This window comes from Legionella sp. JM-2024, from assembly GCF_055389095.1.
The window spans coordinates 1,923,028-1,940,105 of record NZ_AP039388.1 but is presented as its reverse complement, the minus strand read 5'-3'; the positions used below and the strand labels follow the sequence as shown (position 1 = coordinate 1,940,105).

The following is a 17,078-nucleotide window of genomic DNA, read 5'->3' as shown; positions in this document are numbered from 1 at the left end:
TATGCAGATTAAAAATACTTCTACTCAGTTTGGTTTAGTTACGATTTTTATTCATTGGATTATGGCGGTTTTAATTATTGGATTATTGGGGATTGGCTTATATATGGTCAGGATTCCTATTAGTCTTGAGAAATTAAAATTATATGGATGGCATAAAGAATATGGATTTCTAGTACTGTTTTTAGCTTTTTTTAGACTTATTTGGCGCCTGACCAATCAGTTACCAGAATTGGCAATTCCCCTATTGGAAAAAATTGCTGCTCGCAGTATGCACTGGGCATTTTATTTTTTCATGTTTGCTATGCCGATAAGTGGATGGCTAATCACTTCAGCAGCCGGATTACCCGCTTCCTTTTTTGGTTTGTTTGTTTTACCTAGCCTTGTTGCCCCAGATGAGAATAATAGAATTTTTTTCCAATGGATTCATGAATGGTTGGGCTATGCCTTAATTGCAGCGATAATGCTGCATACAGCAGCAGCTTTAAAACATCATTTTATTAACAAGGATGATATATTACGGAGAATGTTATAATGAATACCTTTTTCAAATATTCCCTTTGGGTATTGATGATTTTTTTGAACTCATTAATTTATGCTAGTAATTCTCCGGAATGGGAAATTGTACCATCACAAAGTGAAATTACTTTTACTGGCACTCAAAATGGCGCACCAGTTACAGGAAGGTTCAAGAAATTTACTGGTCAAATTTTTGTTGACCCGGTGAATTACAAGGCAAGTTCAATTCACATGACCATTGACATGAATTCAATTTCAGCACCTTTTGAAGACATCGTGACGACGTTGGCTTCTCCTGACTGGTTCAATGTCAAACTATTTCCTAATGCGGAGTTTAAAGCCACGAAATTCAATAAATTGAATGATAAAACTTATGAAACAGATGGTACTCTCACTATCCGGGATAAGTCAGCACCTGTTACTCTAAAATTTGTGGTTGATCAAATTTCTAAAGATCAAGCCTTGGTAGAAGGTAGCACAACAGTGAAACGAAGTGTATTCGGGGTAGGTCAAGGTGAGTGGGCAAGTACTGATGAGATACAAGATGATGTGATAATTCGCTTTAAAATTTCTGCTATTCGGAAAAAATAACTTCTATCCGTACCATAATTAGATGCGAGGTTTGCTAGCAAAACCTAACTGTTGTTTCGAGCAATAGCTGAACATTGGAGAGCAAATGAAAGAAGTCAAGACATAGTGTTTTTGAGATTGTTGACTTAGCTTTTGCTGTTCTTTGATGGTGTTAGTTACACAAAACGTCTTTCCAAAAAGTAATAGCACTACCAGCTAAAGTGGTAGTTCCTCATCATGCTGAACCAGCCCCATCCAGTCGTATACACTACTATATTATATGAGCAGGCTAACAACCGTACCAATCTTAACAAACTCTTAAAGAAATAAGCTAAACTTCAATTAAGTTCTGATGATATTGAGCTCAATATGACTGTTGTCAATAAACTTGGTGGTAGTTGTTTACGCTCAGTTGAAGATTATCGAAAAGTTTACCAAATTATCACAGAGAGACCTTGTATTCTTGTTGTTTCTGCATCTTACGGCACTACACAAACTTTATTTGAGTGTTTGCGCTTGGCCAGTCTTAAGAGAAATTATTTCTCCAAGTTAAATTCATTAATTAAAGCCCAATTATTATTACAGAATGAGTTGATTGTTAATGATAACGTCATTAAGACTACAATCAATCAGGATAAAGAAGATATTTTAGCCCTTTTACATAGTGTGTCCATGTTAGGATCTTATTCAGAAAACCAGAAAGATTGGTTATTAGGTTATGGTGAGTATTGGTCCAGTCGAATTATAGCCACTATGTTAGATATGCCATGGGTTGATGCAGGTCAAATTATCACCGTTAACAGCCACGAAGGAATTGTTAGTATAGACTGGAAAGAAACAAAAAAACAATTGAAAAAATTCTTCAAAGGAATCAGTGAGTCCGTTATAGTGATGCCTGGGTTTGTAGCGCGTACTGCGCAAGGACACAGAGCGTTACTTGGGTTTAATGGGAGTGATTATACGGCAGCAGTTATTGCCAAGTTACTAAAAGCTGAGCGATTATACAAATGGACTAACATAGATGGTATTTATACTGCAGATCCTAAATTGGTGAAATCAGCATTTGCAATACCAGAATTAAGTTATCAGGAAGCAGCGGAACTTGCCTATTTTGGTGCCTCGGTGCTTCACCCACAATCAGTACAGCCTGCCGTTGAAGCGAACATTCCTATATACATCAAAAACTATTTTAGATTGAATGAATTCGGTACACGGATAAGTGCTAAATCTGTAGCATCTCACTTAATCGTTAAAGGATTAAGTTCAATTTCAGGGGTTTCTTTAATTAACATAGAAGGAACAGGACTAGTTGGTCTGTGTGGTGTGGCAGGACGTTTATTTACTTCATTATCCAAGGCCGAGATATCTGTAATATTGATTAGTCAGGCAAGTTCTGAGCACTCCATTAGTATTGTAGTGAAAGAAGAGTATGGTGTTCTTGCTGTCAAAAATATTCGATTTGAATTTGAGTTTGAACTAGCTAATGACATCATTCAAGATGTAGAACTCATTGAGCATTGTGCTGTCGTTTCAGCTGTGGGCGACGAAATGTCTGGGAAACCCGGTGTGGCAGCAAGGTATTTTGAAATGTTGTCCAGAGCTAATATTAATATTTTAGCCATCGCTCAGGGCTCTTCAGAGAGAAATATATCGGCGGTTATTAGTGATATTCATACACAAAGAGCACTTCGAGTACTACATGGAGGATTTTATCTATCAAACAAAACACTCTCTATTGGACTGATAGGCCCAGGAGGTGTAGGAAGTACTTTACTAGATCAAATTAAGAAAAATAGATTGAGGCTAATGCAAGAGAAGAATGTGGATTTACAAGTGAGGGGGATTATGAACTCCAAAATGATGTTGCTTAATGATAAAGTGACTGATATTAATGATTGGAAGAAAAAGTTTAAACAATACTCGACACCCCAAGAGATAAACTCCTTTATTTCTCATGTAGCAAGTCCGGAGATCCCACACTCTGTTATCGTTGATTGCACCTCGTCAATGGATATTGCGAATCATTATAGAACTATTATTGAAAGTGGTTGTCATATAGTAACACCCAATAAGAAAGCCAACTCATCGGACTTGGATGAATATAAAAAGCTAAGAGTTTGTGTCAATGCACATAATAGGCATTATTTGTATGAGACAACAGTTTGTGCAGGGCTACCAACCATTAAGACAATTCAGGAACTAATTGCAACAGGAGATACAATAAAACGAATTGAAGGAATTGTTTCGGGAACATTATCTTATATATTTCATCAGTGTGCCCAAGGAGTCTCTTTTGCTGATAGTGTTCTTCAGGCTTATCAATTAGGCTATACTGAACCTGATCCTCGTGACGATTTAAATGGTCTTGATGTAGCAAGAAAATTTGTATGCCTGTCTAGAGAATTAGGTTATGACTTATCTCTTGAAAATGTGAAATTATTAAATTTAGTTCCTAAAAAATTAATAAATGTTTCTCTTCAAAATTTTTTAAAGAACTTAAAAAAGTATCAGCACGAAATTGAAGAAAGAATAATAATGTTATTGAAAAATAATTCAGTCATTGCTTATGTTGGAGTAATAGAATACGGAAAAATCAGTATCCAATTAAATGGATACCCATCTACTCATCCTTTTGCCAATACTAGAGGTACAGATAATATCCTGTTAATTCAGAGCAAAAGATACGACAAACAGCCATTGATTATACAAGGTCCTGGAGCAGGTAAAGATGTAACTGCAGCAGGAGTTTTTGCCGATCTGTTAAAACTGGTGTCTATGCTATGATAAAGAATCTAAATTCTATCACTGTATTTGCTCCGGCAACAACCGCCAACGTAGTGGTAGGCTTTGATATTCTAGGTTTTGCCATAGAAGCACTAGGTGATGAAATCACTTTGGTTAAATCATCAAATGAATCATTGAGAATTGAATCAATTACAGGTTCAGAACATGTTCCTTATGATTTAAATAAAAATACTGTAACTGTCGCTCTACTTGCCATGTTAGATTATTTGAACCTTAAACAAGGTTTTCATGTGCATATAAAAAAAAGAATTCCAATTAGCTCTGGGCTTGGAGGTTCTGCGGCTGGTAGTGTGGCGGCACTTGTTGCCTTAAATCATTTTTTGGAGAGTCCACTATCTCGTGAGCAGTTAGTAGAGTTTGCATTAACAGCTGAACAAACTGCTTGTGGGGTCAGGCACGGGGATAATGTTATACCGTGCTTATACGGAGGTATGACCTTAATTCAATCTTTATCTCCCGCTCAAGTGATCAGACTACCATTAATTCCATTGTATGTGGTTTTGCTTCATCCACACATGCATTTGTCTACTCGAGAAGCAAGAGCGGTACTAGACCTAAGTCTGGATCTATCGCTTCATGTAAAACAAAATGCTCGTATCGCTGCGTTTGTAAGTGCCTTGTATGAGAAAGATTATGAACGATTAGAAGCGTCTTGCGTTGATGATTTGATTGAACCTATGCGTGCTCACTTAATTCCTGGTTTTTTTGAGGTGAAGTCAGTGGCTTACCAATTTGGCGCTTTGGCTTGCTCTATATCGGGTTCAGGACCTACCATGTTTGCATTGGTTAAAACAATGCTCCAAGCCCAACACGTAGTAAAAAGAATGGCTATGGAGTTTAAAAAAATTGGCATGGAATGTGATTCATTCATCACGAAGATTTCATTAGAGGGTGCAAAAATAGTAGATGAAAATTAAAATGAAGAGTACCAGGGGGCAAGACGTCGCTACAATCGATGAAGCAATATTATCAGGGCTGGCAAAGGATGGGGGATTGTATGTACCCGCCAGATTCCCGGATTTCACAATAAAAAAATTTTACGAATACAGTAATTTAATTGATTTCTCTATTAATTTACTGTCTCCATTTTTTGGGGACAGTAAAATTGATATAAATCATACATTTTGTAAAAATTTTCTAAACTTCCCTATTCCTCTCCACCATTTGCATCACAAAAGTTACGCACTGGAATTGTTTCATGGTCCCACCTTATCATTTAAAGATTTAGGGGCTCAATTTTTTAGTGAATGTTTATTAAATTTAATACCAGATCAGAATGCTAAAATTCTAATCGCAACATCAGGTGATACTGGTGGTGCAATAGCCCATGCTTTGCATGGAAAAAAAGGTCTGGAAGGGATTATTTTATTTCCAAAAGACAAAATTAGTTTTAGACAACAAGCTCAAATTACATGCTGGGGAGACAACATTCGTGCTCTGGCAGTTAAGGGAAGCTTTGATCAATGTCAGCATCTGGTTAAAACAGCATTTACTCAAAGAAAAGGTAAAGGAATACTGACCACTGCAAATAGCATCAATATCGCAAGGTTATTACCACAAATTATTTTCTATGCTTATACCAGCATTCAAATAGCATTAAAACATAATCATTCGGTGAATTTTATAGTACCTAGTGGAAACTTGGGTAATGTAACAGCTTGTTATTGGGCAAAAATGCTAGGCTTTCCCATAAATCAAATTCTAATAGCTAATAATGCGAATAAAGTACTTACTGAATTTCTATTAACTGGTATCTATCAACCCAAGCCTTCAATTGAAACTTTAGCAACGGCCATGGATGTAGGTGATCCCAGTAATCTAGAGCGTTTATTGGTTTTATTTAACAATTATTCGGAATGTAAAAATCAAATGGATGCAGAGTCAGTTACTGATGAGCAAATCAGACAAGCTATTCTTGATTGTTATAATGAGCATAATTATATAATTTGCCCTCACACGGCAACAGCCTATCACCGATTGAAAGCAGTAAATCATGAAAAAGCTTGGGTTATTGTTGCAACAGCACACCCAGCCAAATTTGAAGAATTGTTAGAACCACTCCTGGATAGACAGATTCCTGTGCCTGAACAACTTGGAACTCTACTAAAGAAAAAACAGCATTATTCAATTATAGAGCCTAACTATCAATCATTAAATCATTTTTTAGTTGATTGAGTTCAATATTAGGGTCAAGAGGGAAGGATTTCTTCTCAATAAATTCTATGGAGAGTAAACTTATTCTATACTCGTTTCATTAAATGCATTGTAAATAAAGGATGTGTTGCATAATAAGGAAGTTGTCATGAAGCAGGCATTTATAAGCCTAATTATTTGTTTCATAGTATATCAAAATGGGTGGACGTCTAAGCGATTGCCAGAAATAGATGATCTCTATCGTTTACAGGATATCAGCGAGCCGGATTTGTCCCCAAACGAAAAATGGGTAGCCTATACTGTATCGCAATTAAATGCCAAGAAAAATATTTCTACGTCAGAGGTATGGCTGGTTTCGGTAGATAGCCAATCCAGTCATCAAATTACTTCTGCAGAAGATTCATCAAGTTCGCTTCCAAAGTGGAGCCCGAACGGCAAATGGTTAGCCTATTTGTCTGATCATGGAAAAGATGGAACCACACAGATTTGGATATCCTCTTCTCTAGATAATAAAAAATATCAGTTGACTGGTATGGATGGTGAAGTGAGTGATTTTACATGGTCTCCAGACTCTAAAAGAATTGCATTTATAGCACAGAAAAATAGTCAATCTCATAAAGGGGATCAACCTATAGTAATTGATAGATATCAATTCAAAGCCGATACCATTGGTTACCTCGGTATGGGCAGAAACCATCTTTATTTGGTCGAAATGAACAATCACCTTATTTCTCAATTGACTTTTGGTGATCATGATGAGTATTTGCCAGCTTGGTCACCCAATGGAAAATACATAGCTTTTGTTACGAAAAGAGGAAAAGATCCGGATAGGCATTTTAATTATGATATTTATTTGATTAAGCCTAAATCAGGTGCTAATGAACAGCAATTAACACACTTTCCTGGCAGTGATATGAATCCTGATTATGAGTCAAACCTTTCATGGAGCCCAGACAGTTCAAAAATAGCTTATCTTCGTAGCGATGAACATCAATGGTCTTATTATTCACCAAATCAATTAGCAATTGTGGATATACATAGTGGAGTTGAGCGAGTCATTGCTCCAAAAGATAATTGGTATTATAAGCCAAAATGGTCTAAGGATGGAAAATTTATTTATGCATTAATAGAAGAAAGCAGGAATACTTATTTGAATCAGATTGATACGCAATCTGGTCTGGTACGAAGATTGACCAATGGTTTGCGTAATGATATGGATTATTCGGTCGTCAAGAGCAAGATTGTTCTGTTAACAACAGATGATACGCATCCAGCTGAATTATTTATTTTGAATCCCACGTTATTTCCTTTAACTCAACATAATAAAAAACTATTAGAGGAAGTAAGATTTCAATCCACAGAAGACATACAGTTTAATAGTTTTGATGGAATAAAAGTTGATGGATTATTAATGAAGCCAGCAGGGTATCAAACAGGTGTTTTATTCCCTGGCTTCGTATATTTGCATGGAGGACCAGTATATCAGTTTAGTCATGAATTTAACTTTGATATGCAGTGGTTAGCTGCTAAGGGTTATGTTGTGGTTGCTCCCAATCCAAGAGGAAGCTCTGGAAGGGGCTTTAATTTTGCCAAAGCAATTTTTGCGGATTGGGGCAATTTAGATGTCAAAGATGTCTTGGCTTCTGTAGATTACGTCATAGCTAAGAAAATTGTAGATCCCAAACGATTAGGTATAGGGGGGTGGAGCTATGGAGGCATGTTAACTAATTATGTGATAGCTACAGATAGTCGCTTCAAGGCAGCGATATCGGGCGCTGGAGTGGCAAATATTTTGTCTAGTTATGGTGTTGATCAATATACTCCGGAATATGAGTTGGAATTGGGAAAACCATGGTTAAATCCTGAATTGTATTTGAAATTAAGTTACCCTTTTTTTAAAGTGAATAACATAAAAGCAGCGACTTTATTTATGTGCAGTGATTTGGATTTTAATGTGCCCTGTATTGGCTCGGAGCAGTTATATCAAGCTCTGAAATCCCAAAATGTACCTACGCAATTAGTTATTTATCCCAATGAATATCATACTTTAGAAAAACCAAGTTTTATCATAGATAGGTTAAAAAGATATGTGAATTGGCTGGACAGGTATGTTAAATAACGTGAATTGTATATAAAAGGGCAAGGAAATGTCTTTTATATCGCTAAATGAACGTTAAATCAGTGATAATATTGAGATTGATTAAAATAATAAGGTAACCAATCCAATAATTACAAAAGTACATGCTGCAATGATGTGAATTATTTTCATAGGAATTTTATGAGAGAACAGGTTTCCGAAATAGACAGCGGGCAAGTCAGCAAGCAACATCCCTAGAGTTGAGCCAGTAATAACCAGTATTGGAGAATTATAATGTGCGGTCAGGGCAATGGTTGCAATTTGCGTTTTGTCGCCCATTTCTGACAGGAAGAAAGTAATAAAAGTTGCTCCGAAAACCCCAAGATATTTCGAAATTTTTTTCTCATCCTGTTCAATTTCATCAGGTATTAAAGTCCATATTGCCATGAGGATAAACGATATCGCAAGTAACCAGCGCAGTATGTTCGGTTTTAATAGGGTTGTAATCCAGATTCCAATAAGTCCTGCAAGACAATGATTTATTAAGGTTGCGGCAAAAATTCCCAGAATAATTGGTAATGGTTTCTTAAATTGTGCTGCAAGAATGAAAGCAAGTAATTGCGTCTTATCGCCTATCTCAGCAAGAGTAATGACCCCAATTGATATGATCAAAGCTTCCATTAGAATGTATGCACTGGATCTAAACTAAGTATTATAACTGTATTTCCACACGATGGTGAGATAATTTATTATTCAAAATAAAAATTCATTATAGATATATACTTAAAATATTATGAGTAAACCTTAGTCAATTAAGGAGAATATAATGATTAATCCACTGGAATACCATCCTAAAGGGGATAAAGTCAACTCAGATTACTTTAACGAATACAAAACCAAAATTTATGAAAGGCGTGTATCTACTGGACTGGAAGAGTTGTATGGTGATATGTGCGGCGTAGTTGTTCAAGTACAAACTGGAGATGCTATTCCATATATCAGAGAATTGTATTCCATGACTCCTTACCGATATGCTCGGAGCTATATTAGTGATACACATAAGATTTATTGTCTGATTAATACAAAAAATTCACCTGCTTTTATAATACTTGAGCCGCTAGATCCTAATTTTAAAGACGATATAACTCGTTTAAATAAGATGTATCCTAATTCAAGAGAAAAATTTAATGCTCGTTACGTAGGTGAGATTTACCGATGCAAGGATAAGGATGAAACCAGGGGTGTATTAATTTCTCATGATTTTAATTTTCATAATCCTGATATGACAGAAAACAAGTTTTACTGTAATAGACATATTCATTTTACCAGGTTATCTGATTTTACTTACAATTGCGTGGGTTATACTGAGGATAATATTTATGATTTTGATGACCTGGAATTGGGGCAACGATTCTATCTAACTAAGGAGCAAGAAACGATATTGGATGCACAAGACCAAGAAAGTCATGACAATGGAATTAAAAATTTGATTAAAGGCATCGATCATATGGCCACTCGGATATTGGCTGGTGAACGTGAAGATGCCATTTTGGAGTTTTTGTGCTTGTCCAAATATTATTTTTGGGGTGCCTATAATATCTATGATATGAATTCATCGACTAATGTGAACAGAAATCCACATGGTCATGATATAAAATCTCCGGCAAAAGTATTTACTGCTAATAACACTCCCTTTATGGTCAATTCCTTTGAAAATCTTCCCATGCCAACTGAGACTTTTGTACGTAATTATGGCAGAAGAATGCATCATATTGCCTATGAAGTGAAAGATGGCGATCATTCTTCTGGGAAAAAAAATATTGATTTTGTTGTTGAAACACTTCGAGACAAATTGAAAATTGAATTTTTAGCTAAGGTGTTTGGGGCTTGCGAAAATTCTCCAGACTTAAAACAAATTTTCTCCAAGCATTCCATTTATTCTATATTAATCACTGAATACGTAGAACGATGCCATAATTTTGATGGATTTTTTACCAAAGAGAATGTCGCTGCCTTAACTGAGGCTGCTAGTTTGGATGAAACGACAAAGCAACAACATAAAAAAGCTTCAATTATTGGGGATTGATAAGCCTTAGGTTATTTTGAATGATAATTCCAAAACTTGGGCAATGCATAACAGCAGGCAGTTACTCCTATAACGCATAAAATACCACCTGATATTAGTGCGATTGGAATACCAAAGCCTGCTGCAACAATCCCAGCTCTGGTGTCACCCAATCTTGGGCCACTTAAATAGCTGATCATCTCAATTCCAGATAATCGTCCCCTTAATTCCTGAGGGATGGTATTATTCCATAAGGTACTTCTGAAAATGCCGCTAATGGCATCAAATGCTCCTGCCAGAGCAAGAAAAAAGAGCGATAACCACAGAGAGTTAGCCAGTCCAAATCCGATAATAGCTACTCCCCATAACGCTGCAGAAACAGCAATAGCTCTTCCATCGTGGTTAATTTTTGCTGTCCATCCACTGACAAAGGAAATAATCAATGAACCGACTGCAGGGGCGGCATATAGTAATCCTAATGTTTTGGCTCCGCCAAATTGCTGAGCAATGGCGGGTAATAGAGCATTTGGCATCGCAAAAATCATTGCAAAGAAATCAACAAAATAACTGCCCATTAATTCTTGTCGGCTAAATGCAAAGCTTAAACCTTGTTTTAGTGATACGAAAATGGGGGGATGCTCTTTGGTGATGGGTTTGGGTATTGTGTGCATTAGACTCAGATTGATCAATGAAATTATAAAGGTTAACAAATCAATGACATAAGTTATTACAATCCCATACTGCGCAATGATTAGACCAGCAATAGCTGGTCCAATGATCATACAAAAGCTGAATTTGAAACTGCCGAGGGCTCCTACTTTTTTATAATCCTCGGGCTTAACAATTTGTTGAATGATGCTGTCAAAAGCAGGTCGATGCAATCCAGTAATTGCGGACATTAATGAAGCCACAATAAACATTACGCTGATGCTTGGATGAGTAAGAATAGAATTTAACGCCAGGAGAAGGCAACCGAGGGCAAGTAAGAATTCACTGATGATCACTAATCCACGTCGACTATATCGGTCTGCAAAAACACCCCCGAGGAGTGCTGTAACAAGAAGTGGTAATAGTTGTACCAGACTGAGCATTCCTACCATGAGAGTGGATTCGGTGAGTTGATAAATCTGAAATGGTAGAGCGACACTGGTAATCATTGTGCCAATGAATGAAATAAACTGCCCCAAATAGAGTAAAGTAAAATCGCGGTTTGTTTTAAGGATGGATAAATCCAGTAAATGACTCATATTAGGAAATATAAATTATAAAAGTATAAATTTTTTAAATGATAATTTTATGCTCTTTTACTCGAACAGTACAGAAATATGTACAAATTGGATATTGAAGTAAGTTTTGTCAATTTAACTGTGTTTGGTTAGCCAGTACAGAGCAATGTCTATTCTCTTGGCTATCCATATATTTTGAAATTGTGAAATATAGGTTAAAAACTCATTTAAAGCGTGGGAGCGATCAGGCTTTCCACTCAATCTTGGATGCAAGCCTATCGTCATAATGGCAAGTCGATTTTCTTGATAAAGATAATCAAAGGTATTTTGTAAACGCTGATAGAAATCCTGAGCAGTAACAAACCCTGGAGAAGTTGTAAAGCGAAAATCGTTACAGTCTAAGGAGTAGGGTATTACGAGATGATTATTAATAAAATACGGTAGTTCATCGGCATAACTATCCGAGTCATAAACAAATCCGCCGATCTGAGTTAATAGATTACGAGTAAATGGACTTCGTCTTCCAGTATACCAACCTAATGGCCTCTGTCCTGTCAATTCTTGCAAGGTATCAATGCATCGAATGATGTGTTTTCTTTCTGTGGTTCTGTTTTCTTTTGAATAATCTATCCAACGCCATCCATGCCCAGCAATTTCATGTTTGTTACTTGCCAGATAGTTGGATAACTCAGGATTTAGTATTAAAGCATAACCAGTAACGAAAAAGGTAAGTGGGGTGTTGTGTTTATCAAATAGGCGGATTAAGCGCCAAATTCCAACTCGGCTCCCATATTCATAAAAAGACTCCATGCTGTAATTTCGCTCTCCTTTCCTTTTAGGGCTAAATGGGAAGTCGCTGCCGTAGAGTTCAGCTTTTGCGTCACCATTAATTGGACTTAATTCCGCTCCTTCTTCATAGTTAATAACAAAATTAATGGCGACCTTGGCTTTGTTTGGCCAGGTCAAGTCTATTTGCTTTGGTCCATATCCAGTGAGATCTCGAGTCATGGTTTATCCTAATTCAAAGGTGGTGATTCCATAGATGTTTTCTTTTTTTAATTGTGGTTCCCCTTTTAAATACATACGTGCTGTAGCGAATACCTTATTCATTTGATAATGCTGAACCAGCTCAATGGCAGAAGGATTATCTTCTGGAATATCTAGAAATATCTCATGCCCATCAGCATATTGAGCTAAATTAGTGAAGAGTTGGTGTGCGATATCGAGAGTATTAGCAAACAGAGGTCCAATTTTGAAACCTTGCTGACATGTTCTAATCACACCGTAACCTTGAATTTGTCCTTCAGATAGATAACCTAAAGCCCGACTTTGTGGCTGATTAATCCAGCATTTCAGAAACTTGGGGCGAGGTGCCGGGAAATGCAACCGATCATAATGGGATAGTTGTAAAAAATCAGTTTGATTTAGTGCGACAATATGGGGATCATTTTGAATTGTTTTCATTGTATTATTTAAGTGATAACGTGCGTTATTGTGTGCAAATTGATATCCAATGCTTGCATACTTATCCAGCATATTCATCACACCATCAATACCTGCATTTCTGTTACCAATATAAGCCAACCTGGCTCTGGTTAGTTCTAAACCATAGCCTTGATCTCTATAAGATTTATCAACAATATAAAAACCACAAAAGGCAAAATGGTCATCATAAATGACTGCAGAACCAACTGCGATCGTTTTCCCTTTCAGTTTACCCACAAAAAAACCATTAGGATCGGTTTGGTAAAAACATACTGCATCATGATTTCCTGGGTTCCATCCTTCTCGTGCTGCCCAATCTATCGCCAGGTTAATTTCATCCTGGCTCATAGTTTCTATAATATAATCTTTTGTCATGATGAACCTCAGTATTCCTTTATCGTTAGAAACAGGAGTTTAATTGTTTATTTGAGTTTGGTTTCGTGATTTAAGCTCTCTTAGCTTATGGGTTATTTCAATCCCATACACGGGTAGTTTATCTGAACTGAGTAAGCCGATTTGTACAAGAATTGAGGCTTGATCCCAATAAATATGTTCACTGATGATTTTTCCATTATGAAATCCAACAATTGCAACCAAAGGGATTTCTACTCGTTTTCCGGTAGGTTCAATTCCATTTAACATCCAATCCATCTGAATATTGTGAGTAAATTTGAAAATGAGCTCATCTACGATTTGATGGGTACCTATTGTTCTGGAGATAAGCTCTACTTCAGTATCATCGGGTTTTTGAGGGATAAATAATTTGCTGTAAAAATATTTGACTCCTTCCTTTCCAAATCCCCCTGTCATAGTCGGTACATTATTGACATAAGGATTGTCCTCCATAGTTCTCATGGTATCTTCAACACTTTTGGTTTCAAATTCATAGCGAGTATGATTTTCCCATACTTGAACCATGTGTTTTTGCTCTTCAGTAAGAATATCCTCAGTCATTTTGCTCATTGTTCTAGTCCTTTAAAAAAGAGATCTGTATTTCTTTAATTTAGACTAAAAAAGATATTTTTTCTGATCCTAATATCATTATTTATCACCAAATTACTTATGATTTAAGGCCAAATTTCTAATAGACTATAATAAAAACAATTAACGGATTAAAAAAGCTAAGGCAAAATCATGATTCCTCGTCTGACCTGTTCCATGGCAGTTTCCAGCAAAATTAGAGACTTTTTACAGGAACTTGAAAAATTATCTGGTTTTCAGGGTGAAATAGATGAAGCCTTAAGTAGCCGCATTGTTTTATCAACTGATAATAGTGTCTATCAAGTACTTCCTGAAGCCATCATTTTTCCTAAAACTGAAAATGATATATCCCTTATTTTTAAACTGGCTAGTGTTGAGCAATTTCGGGATTTATCTTTTGCTCCAAGAGGTGGGGGTACTGGGACTAATGGTCAATCATTAAGCGCAGGTGTAATCATAGATTGTTCTCGCCACATGAATCACATTCTTGAAATCAATCTTGATGAAAATTGGGTACTAGTGGAATCAGGCGTAGTTCTTGATCAATTGAATGACTACTTAAAGCAATACGGTTGTTTTTTTGCTCCTACCTTGTCCCCAAGTAATCGTGCGACGATTGGTGGCATGGTTAATACGGATGCCAGTGGCAAAGGCTCAAGATTATATGGAAAAACCAGTCAGCATGTATTGGCAATTACTGCAGTTTATTTAGATGGGCAAATCCATACGAGCGAAGAAATAGAAGTCAGTTTTTTGGAGGAGATAAAAAAATTGCCAGGAAACGTTGGACAATTTTATAAACAATTGGAGAAATCAGTTCAAGATCACCGGAAAACAATTGACAATAAGTTACCTAAACTACATAGATTTGTGACTGGATATAATTTAGCGAAAATTTATTCCGAGGATCGGAAGCGATTTAACGCTAATTATGCTTTAACTGGCTCTGAAGGAACATTAGCTTATGTCACTAAAATCAAATTGAAATTAACCAAAATACCAAAATATAAATGTCTATTTGTTGTCTTGTATCCCTCATTTAGTGACGCACTTGATCATGCCAAGCATTTGGTTGCATTGGAACCAGAAGCTATTGAAACAATGGATGGGACTATTTTGAATTTAGCTAAGACCGATATTATTTATCATAGTCTTGAGTCTTTTCTGAATTCTAAGGATAACAACAAGGTTGATGCGGTCAACTTGATTGAATTTGTAGCGCATGATGAAAAAATAATATCGCAATACGAAAAATCTTTAAAGAACACTTTAAAAGACTATGATTTCCATTTTGTAACTGATAATGAGGATATTCAGAATCTTTGGGAGCTCAGAAAACGCAGTGTAGGTTTATTAGGGAAAGTAAAAGGAGCACGAAAACCAATCTCAGGAGTTGAAGATACTGTTGTACCACCTGAACATTTAGCTGACTATGTTAGGGAATTCAGAGAATTATTGGATTCTTATGGTCTGGCTTATGGGATGTTTGGGCATATTGATGTTGGCTGTTTACACGTTCGACCTGAATTTAACTTGATGGATGAAAAAGACAGACAAATTTATTATGAAATAATAGAAAAAGTAGCAAAACTAACCCAGAAATATGGTGGCGTGTTATGGGGTGAACATGGAAAAGGATTTCGAAGTGAATTTGTACCGATGTTTTTTGGGGAAGAACTTTATACCGAACTCAGAAAAATTAAGACCAGCTGCGATCCTCATAATCAATTAAATCCTGGAAAAATAGCCATTCCTCTTGATAATAGTGATCCTCTTGTTAACATCCGTTCAGAAAAAATGCGGGCTGCTGCAGATAGTCAAATTAATAATCAATACAGAGATACTTATCAGTTACCCTTAAGCTGTAATGGGAATGGAGCCTGCTTTGATTTTAAATTTCAAGATGTTATGTGTCCTTCCTACAAAATTACCCGAAATCGTATCCACTCTCCCAAAGGAAGAGCCAGTTTGGTTAGAGAATGGTTAAGACAATTAAGTACTTTTCCAGGAAATCATGAGTCATGTTGGCCATTGACAAGACAAATCAACACTTTTAAAAAACATCGTGGTCAATATGATTTTTCTCATGAAGTGTATACTGCAATGGAAGGGTGTTTAGGATGTCAAGCATGCAAATCCCAATGTCCAGTTAATGTTAATGTGCCTTCTTTTAAAGCAAAATTCTTGCAGGCATACCACACAAGATACTCTCGTTCCTTAAAAGATCTTCTTATCGCATATAGTGAGCGCATAGGCTATTTGCAAAGTCTGTTTCCAAGATTAAATAATTTCATTCTCTCTAATAAATGGGTGATGAGGTTTTTAGACAAGTATATTGGGTTTGTTGATCCTCCCTTGTTCAGTAGTCCTAATCTTAAATCGCTCTTAAAAAAAGAGAACATTCCATGGCTGGATTTGAATCATTTGCCTTCCAAAGAGAAATCAATAATTTATGTACAGGACTGGGTGACCAGCTTTTATGAGGCAGAGCTTGTGACTAAGGTCTGTTTATTAATAAAAAAATTGGGCTTTAATGTTTACGTGTTACCGTGGTTTGAAAATGGCAAAACCTTGCACGTCACAGGAATGCTTAAATCATTTGTAAAACTTGCAAGAAAAAATGCGATCATGTTTCAAAAAATATCTGATTATGAGTTAACTATGATTGGTCTTGATCCTACGATGGTCTTAACTTATCGATATGAATATCCAGAGTATTTGCAAGGAAGTGAATGCAGCAAAATATTGTTGATTCAAGAGTGGCTATCTGAAACACTAACCAGTCAAAAAGCAAAAGAAATCCCAATAAAAATTAATGAAAATCTTAAAGGTTATCAATTACTCAGTCATTGCACTGAACAGGCAAATTGCAGTGCAGCACTTGAACAATGGGAGCAAGTCTTTAAGTTTTTTGGATTGACTTTGACTACCGAAAAAATTGGATGTTGTGGTATGGCTGGATCCTATGGACACGAATCAATCCATCAATTCGAATCACGTGGTTTGTTTGATTTATCATGGAAAAATTATTTTAAAGACAATACTCATTCTTCAAATGTTTTAGTTGACGGTTATTCTTGCCGTGCTCAAGTGAAACGATTTACAGGCTTGAAAGTCCAGCATCCTGTTGAAGTGTTACTTGATTACATCCTGACTTGATTACTGGAAATAGATGAGTTGCTAATGTATTTTTCAAGCT

General features: G+C 36.3%; 13 protein-coding genes. 8 read left to right on the top strand and 5 right to left on the bottom strand.

Annotated features, from left to right (window positions below):
* The first annotated feature begins 1 nt into the window (after position 1).
* The 6 genes from ACZ5EK_RS08635 to ACZ5EK_RS08610 all read left to right on the top strand — a co-directional run bounded on the left by ACZ5EK_RS08635 (position 2) and on the right by ACZ5EK_RS08610 (position 8,164).
* Entirely contained in the window at positions 2–532 is a 531-nt protein-coding gene (locus ACZ5EK_RS08635) for a cytochrome b (protein WP_464429094.1), read from the top strand.
* Positions 532–1,107, top strand: coding sequence for a YceI family protein (locus ACZ5EK_RS08630; protein WP_464429092.1), 576 nt, complete (start codon positions 532–534; stop codon positions 1,105–1,107). Before ACZ5EK_RS08635 ends, ACZ5EK_RS08630 begins: the two co-directional genes overlap by 1 nt.
* A 348-nt stretch (positions 1,108–1,455) precedes the next feature.
* Positions 1,456–3,870 (top strand): bifunctional aspartate kinase/homoserine dehydrogenase I, encoded by a 2,415-nt coding sequence (thrA, locus tag ACZ5EK_RS08625; RefSeq protein ID WP_464429090.1) that lies wholly within the window; start codon positions 1,456–1,458, stop codon positions 3,868–3,870.
* On the top strand, positions 3,867–4,808 hold the full coding sequence (locus ACZ5EK_RS08620) for a homoserine kinase (RefSeq protein ID WP_464429089.1): 942 nt from the start codon (positions 3,867–3,869) through the stop codon (positions 4,806–4,808). Before thrA ends, ACZ5EK_RS08620 begins: the two co-directional genes overlap by 4 nt.
* Positions 4,798–6,066, top strand: a complete 1,269-nt coding sequence (gene thrC, locus ACZ5EK_RS08615; RefSeq protein ID WP_464429087.1) for a threonine synthase — start codon at positions 4,798–4,800, stop codon at positions 6,064–6,066. The genes ACZ5EK_RS08620 and thrC overlap by 11 nt, the downstream gene beginning before the upstream one ends.
* A 127-nt stretch (positions 6,067–6,193) precedes the next feature.
* Positions 6,194–8,164, top strand: coding sequence for a S9 family peptidase (locus ACZ5EK_RS08610; protein WP_464429085.1), 1,971 nt, complete (start codon positions 6,194–6,196; stop codon positions 8,162–8,164).
* 81 nt (positions 8,165–8,245) lie between these two features.
* Here the strand turns inward: ACZ5EK_RS08610 and ACZ5EK_RS08605 are convergent, their stop codons facing one another.
* The gene (locus tag ACZ5EK_RS08605) at positions 8,246–8,803 is read right to left on the bottom strand and encodes a TMEM165/GDT1 family protein (RefSeq protein WP_464429083.1); all 558 of its coding nucleotides are present in this window, start codon (positions 8,801–8,803) and stop codon (positions 8,246–8,248) included.
* Positions 8,804–8,948: 145 nt separating this feature from the next.
* Here ACZ5EK_RS08605 and ACZ5EK_RS08600 point away from each other — a divergent pair, with 145 nt between their 5' ends.
* The gene (locus ACZ5EK_RS08600; protein WP_464429082.1) at positions 8,949–10,208 is read left to right on the top strand and encodes a hypothetical protein; all 1,260 of its coding nucleotides are present in this window, start codon (positions 8,949–8,951) and stop codon (positions 10,206–10,208) included.
* An 11-nt stretch (positions 10,209–10,219) separates the two neighbouring features.
* Here the strand turns inward: ACZ5EK_RS08600 and ACZ5EK_RS08595 are convergent, their stop codons facing one another.
* The 4 genes from ACZ5EK_RS08595 to ACZ5EK_RS08580 form a co-directional block, all read right to left on the bottom strand.
* Positions 10,220–11,434, bottom strand: a complete 1,215-nt coding sequence (locus ACZ5EK_RS08595; RefSeq protein ID WP_464429081.1) for an MFS transporter — start codon at positions 11,432–11,434, stop codon at positions 10,220–10,222.
* Between the two features lie 114 nt (positions 11,435–11,548).
* On the bottom strand, positions 11,549–12,421 hold the full coding sequence (locus ACZ5EK_RS08590; RefSeq protein WP_464429079.1) for a polysaccharide deacetylase family protein: 873 nt from the start codon (positions 12,419–12,421) through the stop codon (positions 11,549–11,551).
* Between the two features lie 3 nt (positions 12,422–12,424).
* Positions 12,425–13,273 carry a GNAT family N-acetyltransferase gene (locus ACZ5EK_RS08585; protein ID WP_464429077.1) on the bottom strand — a complete coding sequence of 283 codons (849 nt, stop codon included), beginning with the start codon at positions 13,271–13,273 and terminating at the stop codon, positions 12,425–12,427.
* Positions 13,274–13,312: 39 nt separating this feature from the next.
* The gene (locus ACZ5EK_RS08580; RefSeq protein WP_464429075.1) at positions 13,313–13,861 is read right to left on the bottom strand and encodes an ester cyclase; all 549 of its coding nucleotides are present in this window, start codon (positions 13,859–13,861) and stop codon (positions 13,313–13,315) included.
* Between the two features lie 171 nt (positions 13,862–14,032).
* Between ACZ5EK_RS08580 and ACZ5EK_RS08575 the strand changes: the two genes are divergently transcribed.
* Entirely contained in the window at positions 14,033–17,038 is a 3,006-nt protein-coding gene (locus ACZ5EK_RS08575) for an FAD-binding and (Fe-S)-binding domain-containing protein (protein WP_464429073.1), read from the top strand.
* Positions 17,039–17,078 lie beyond the last annotated feature (40 nt).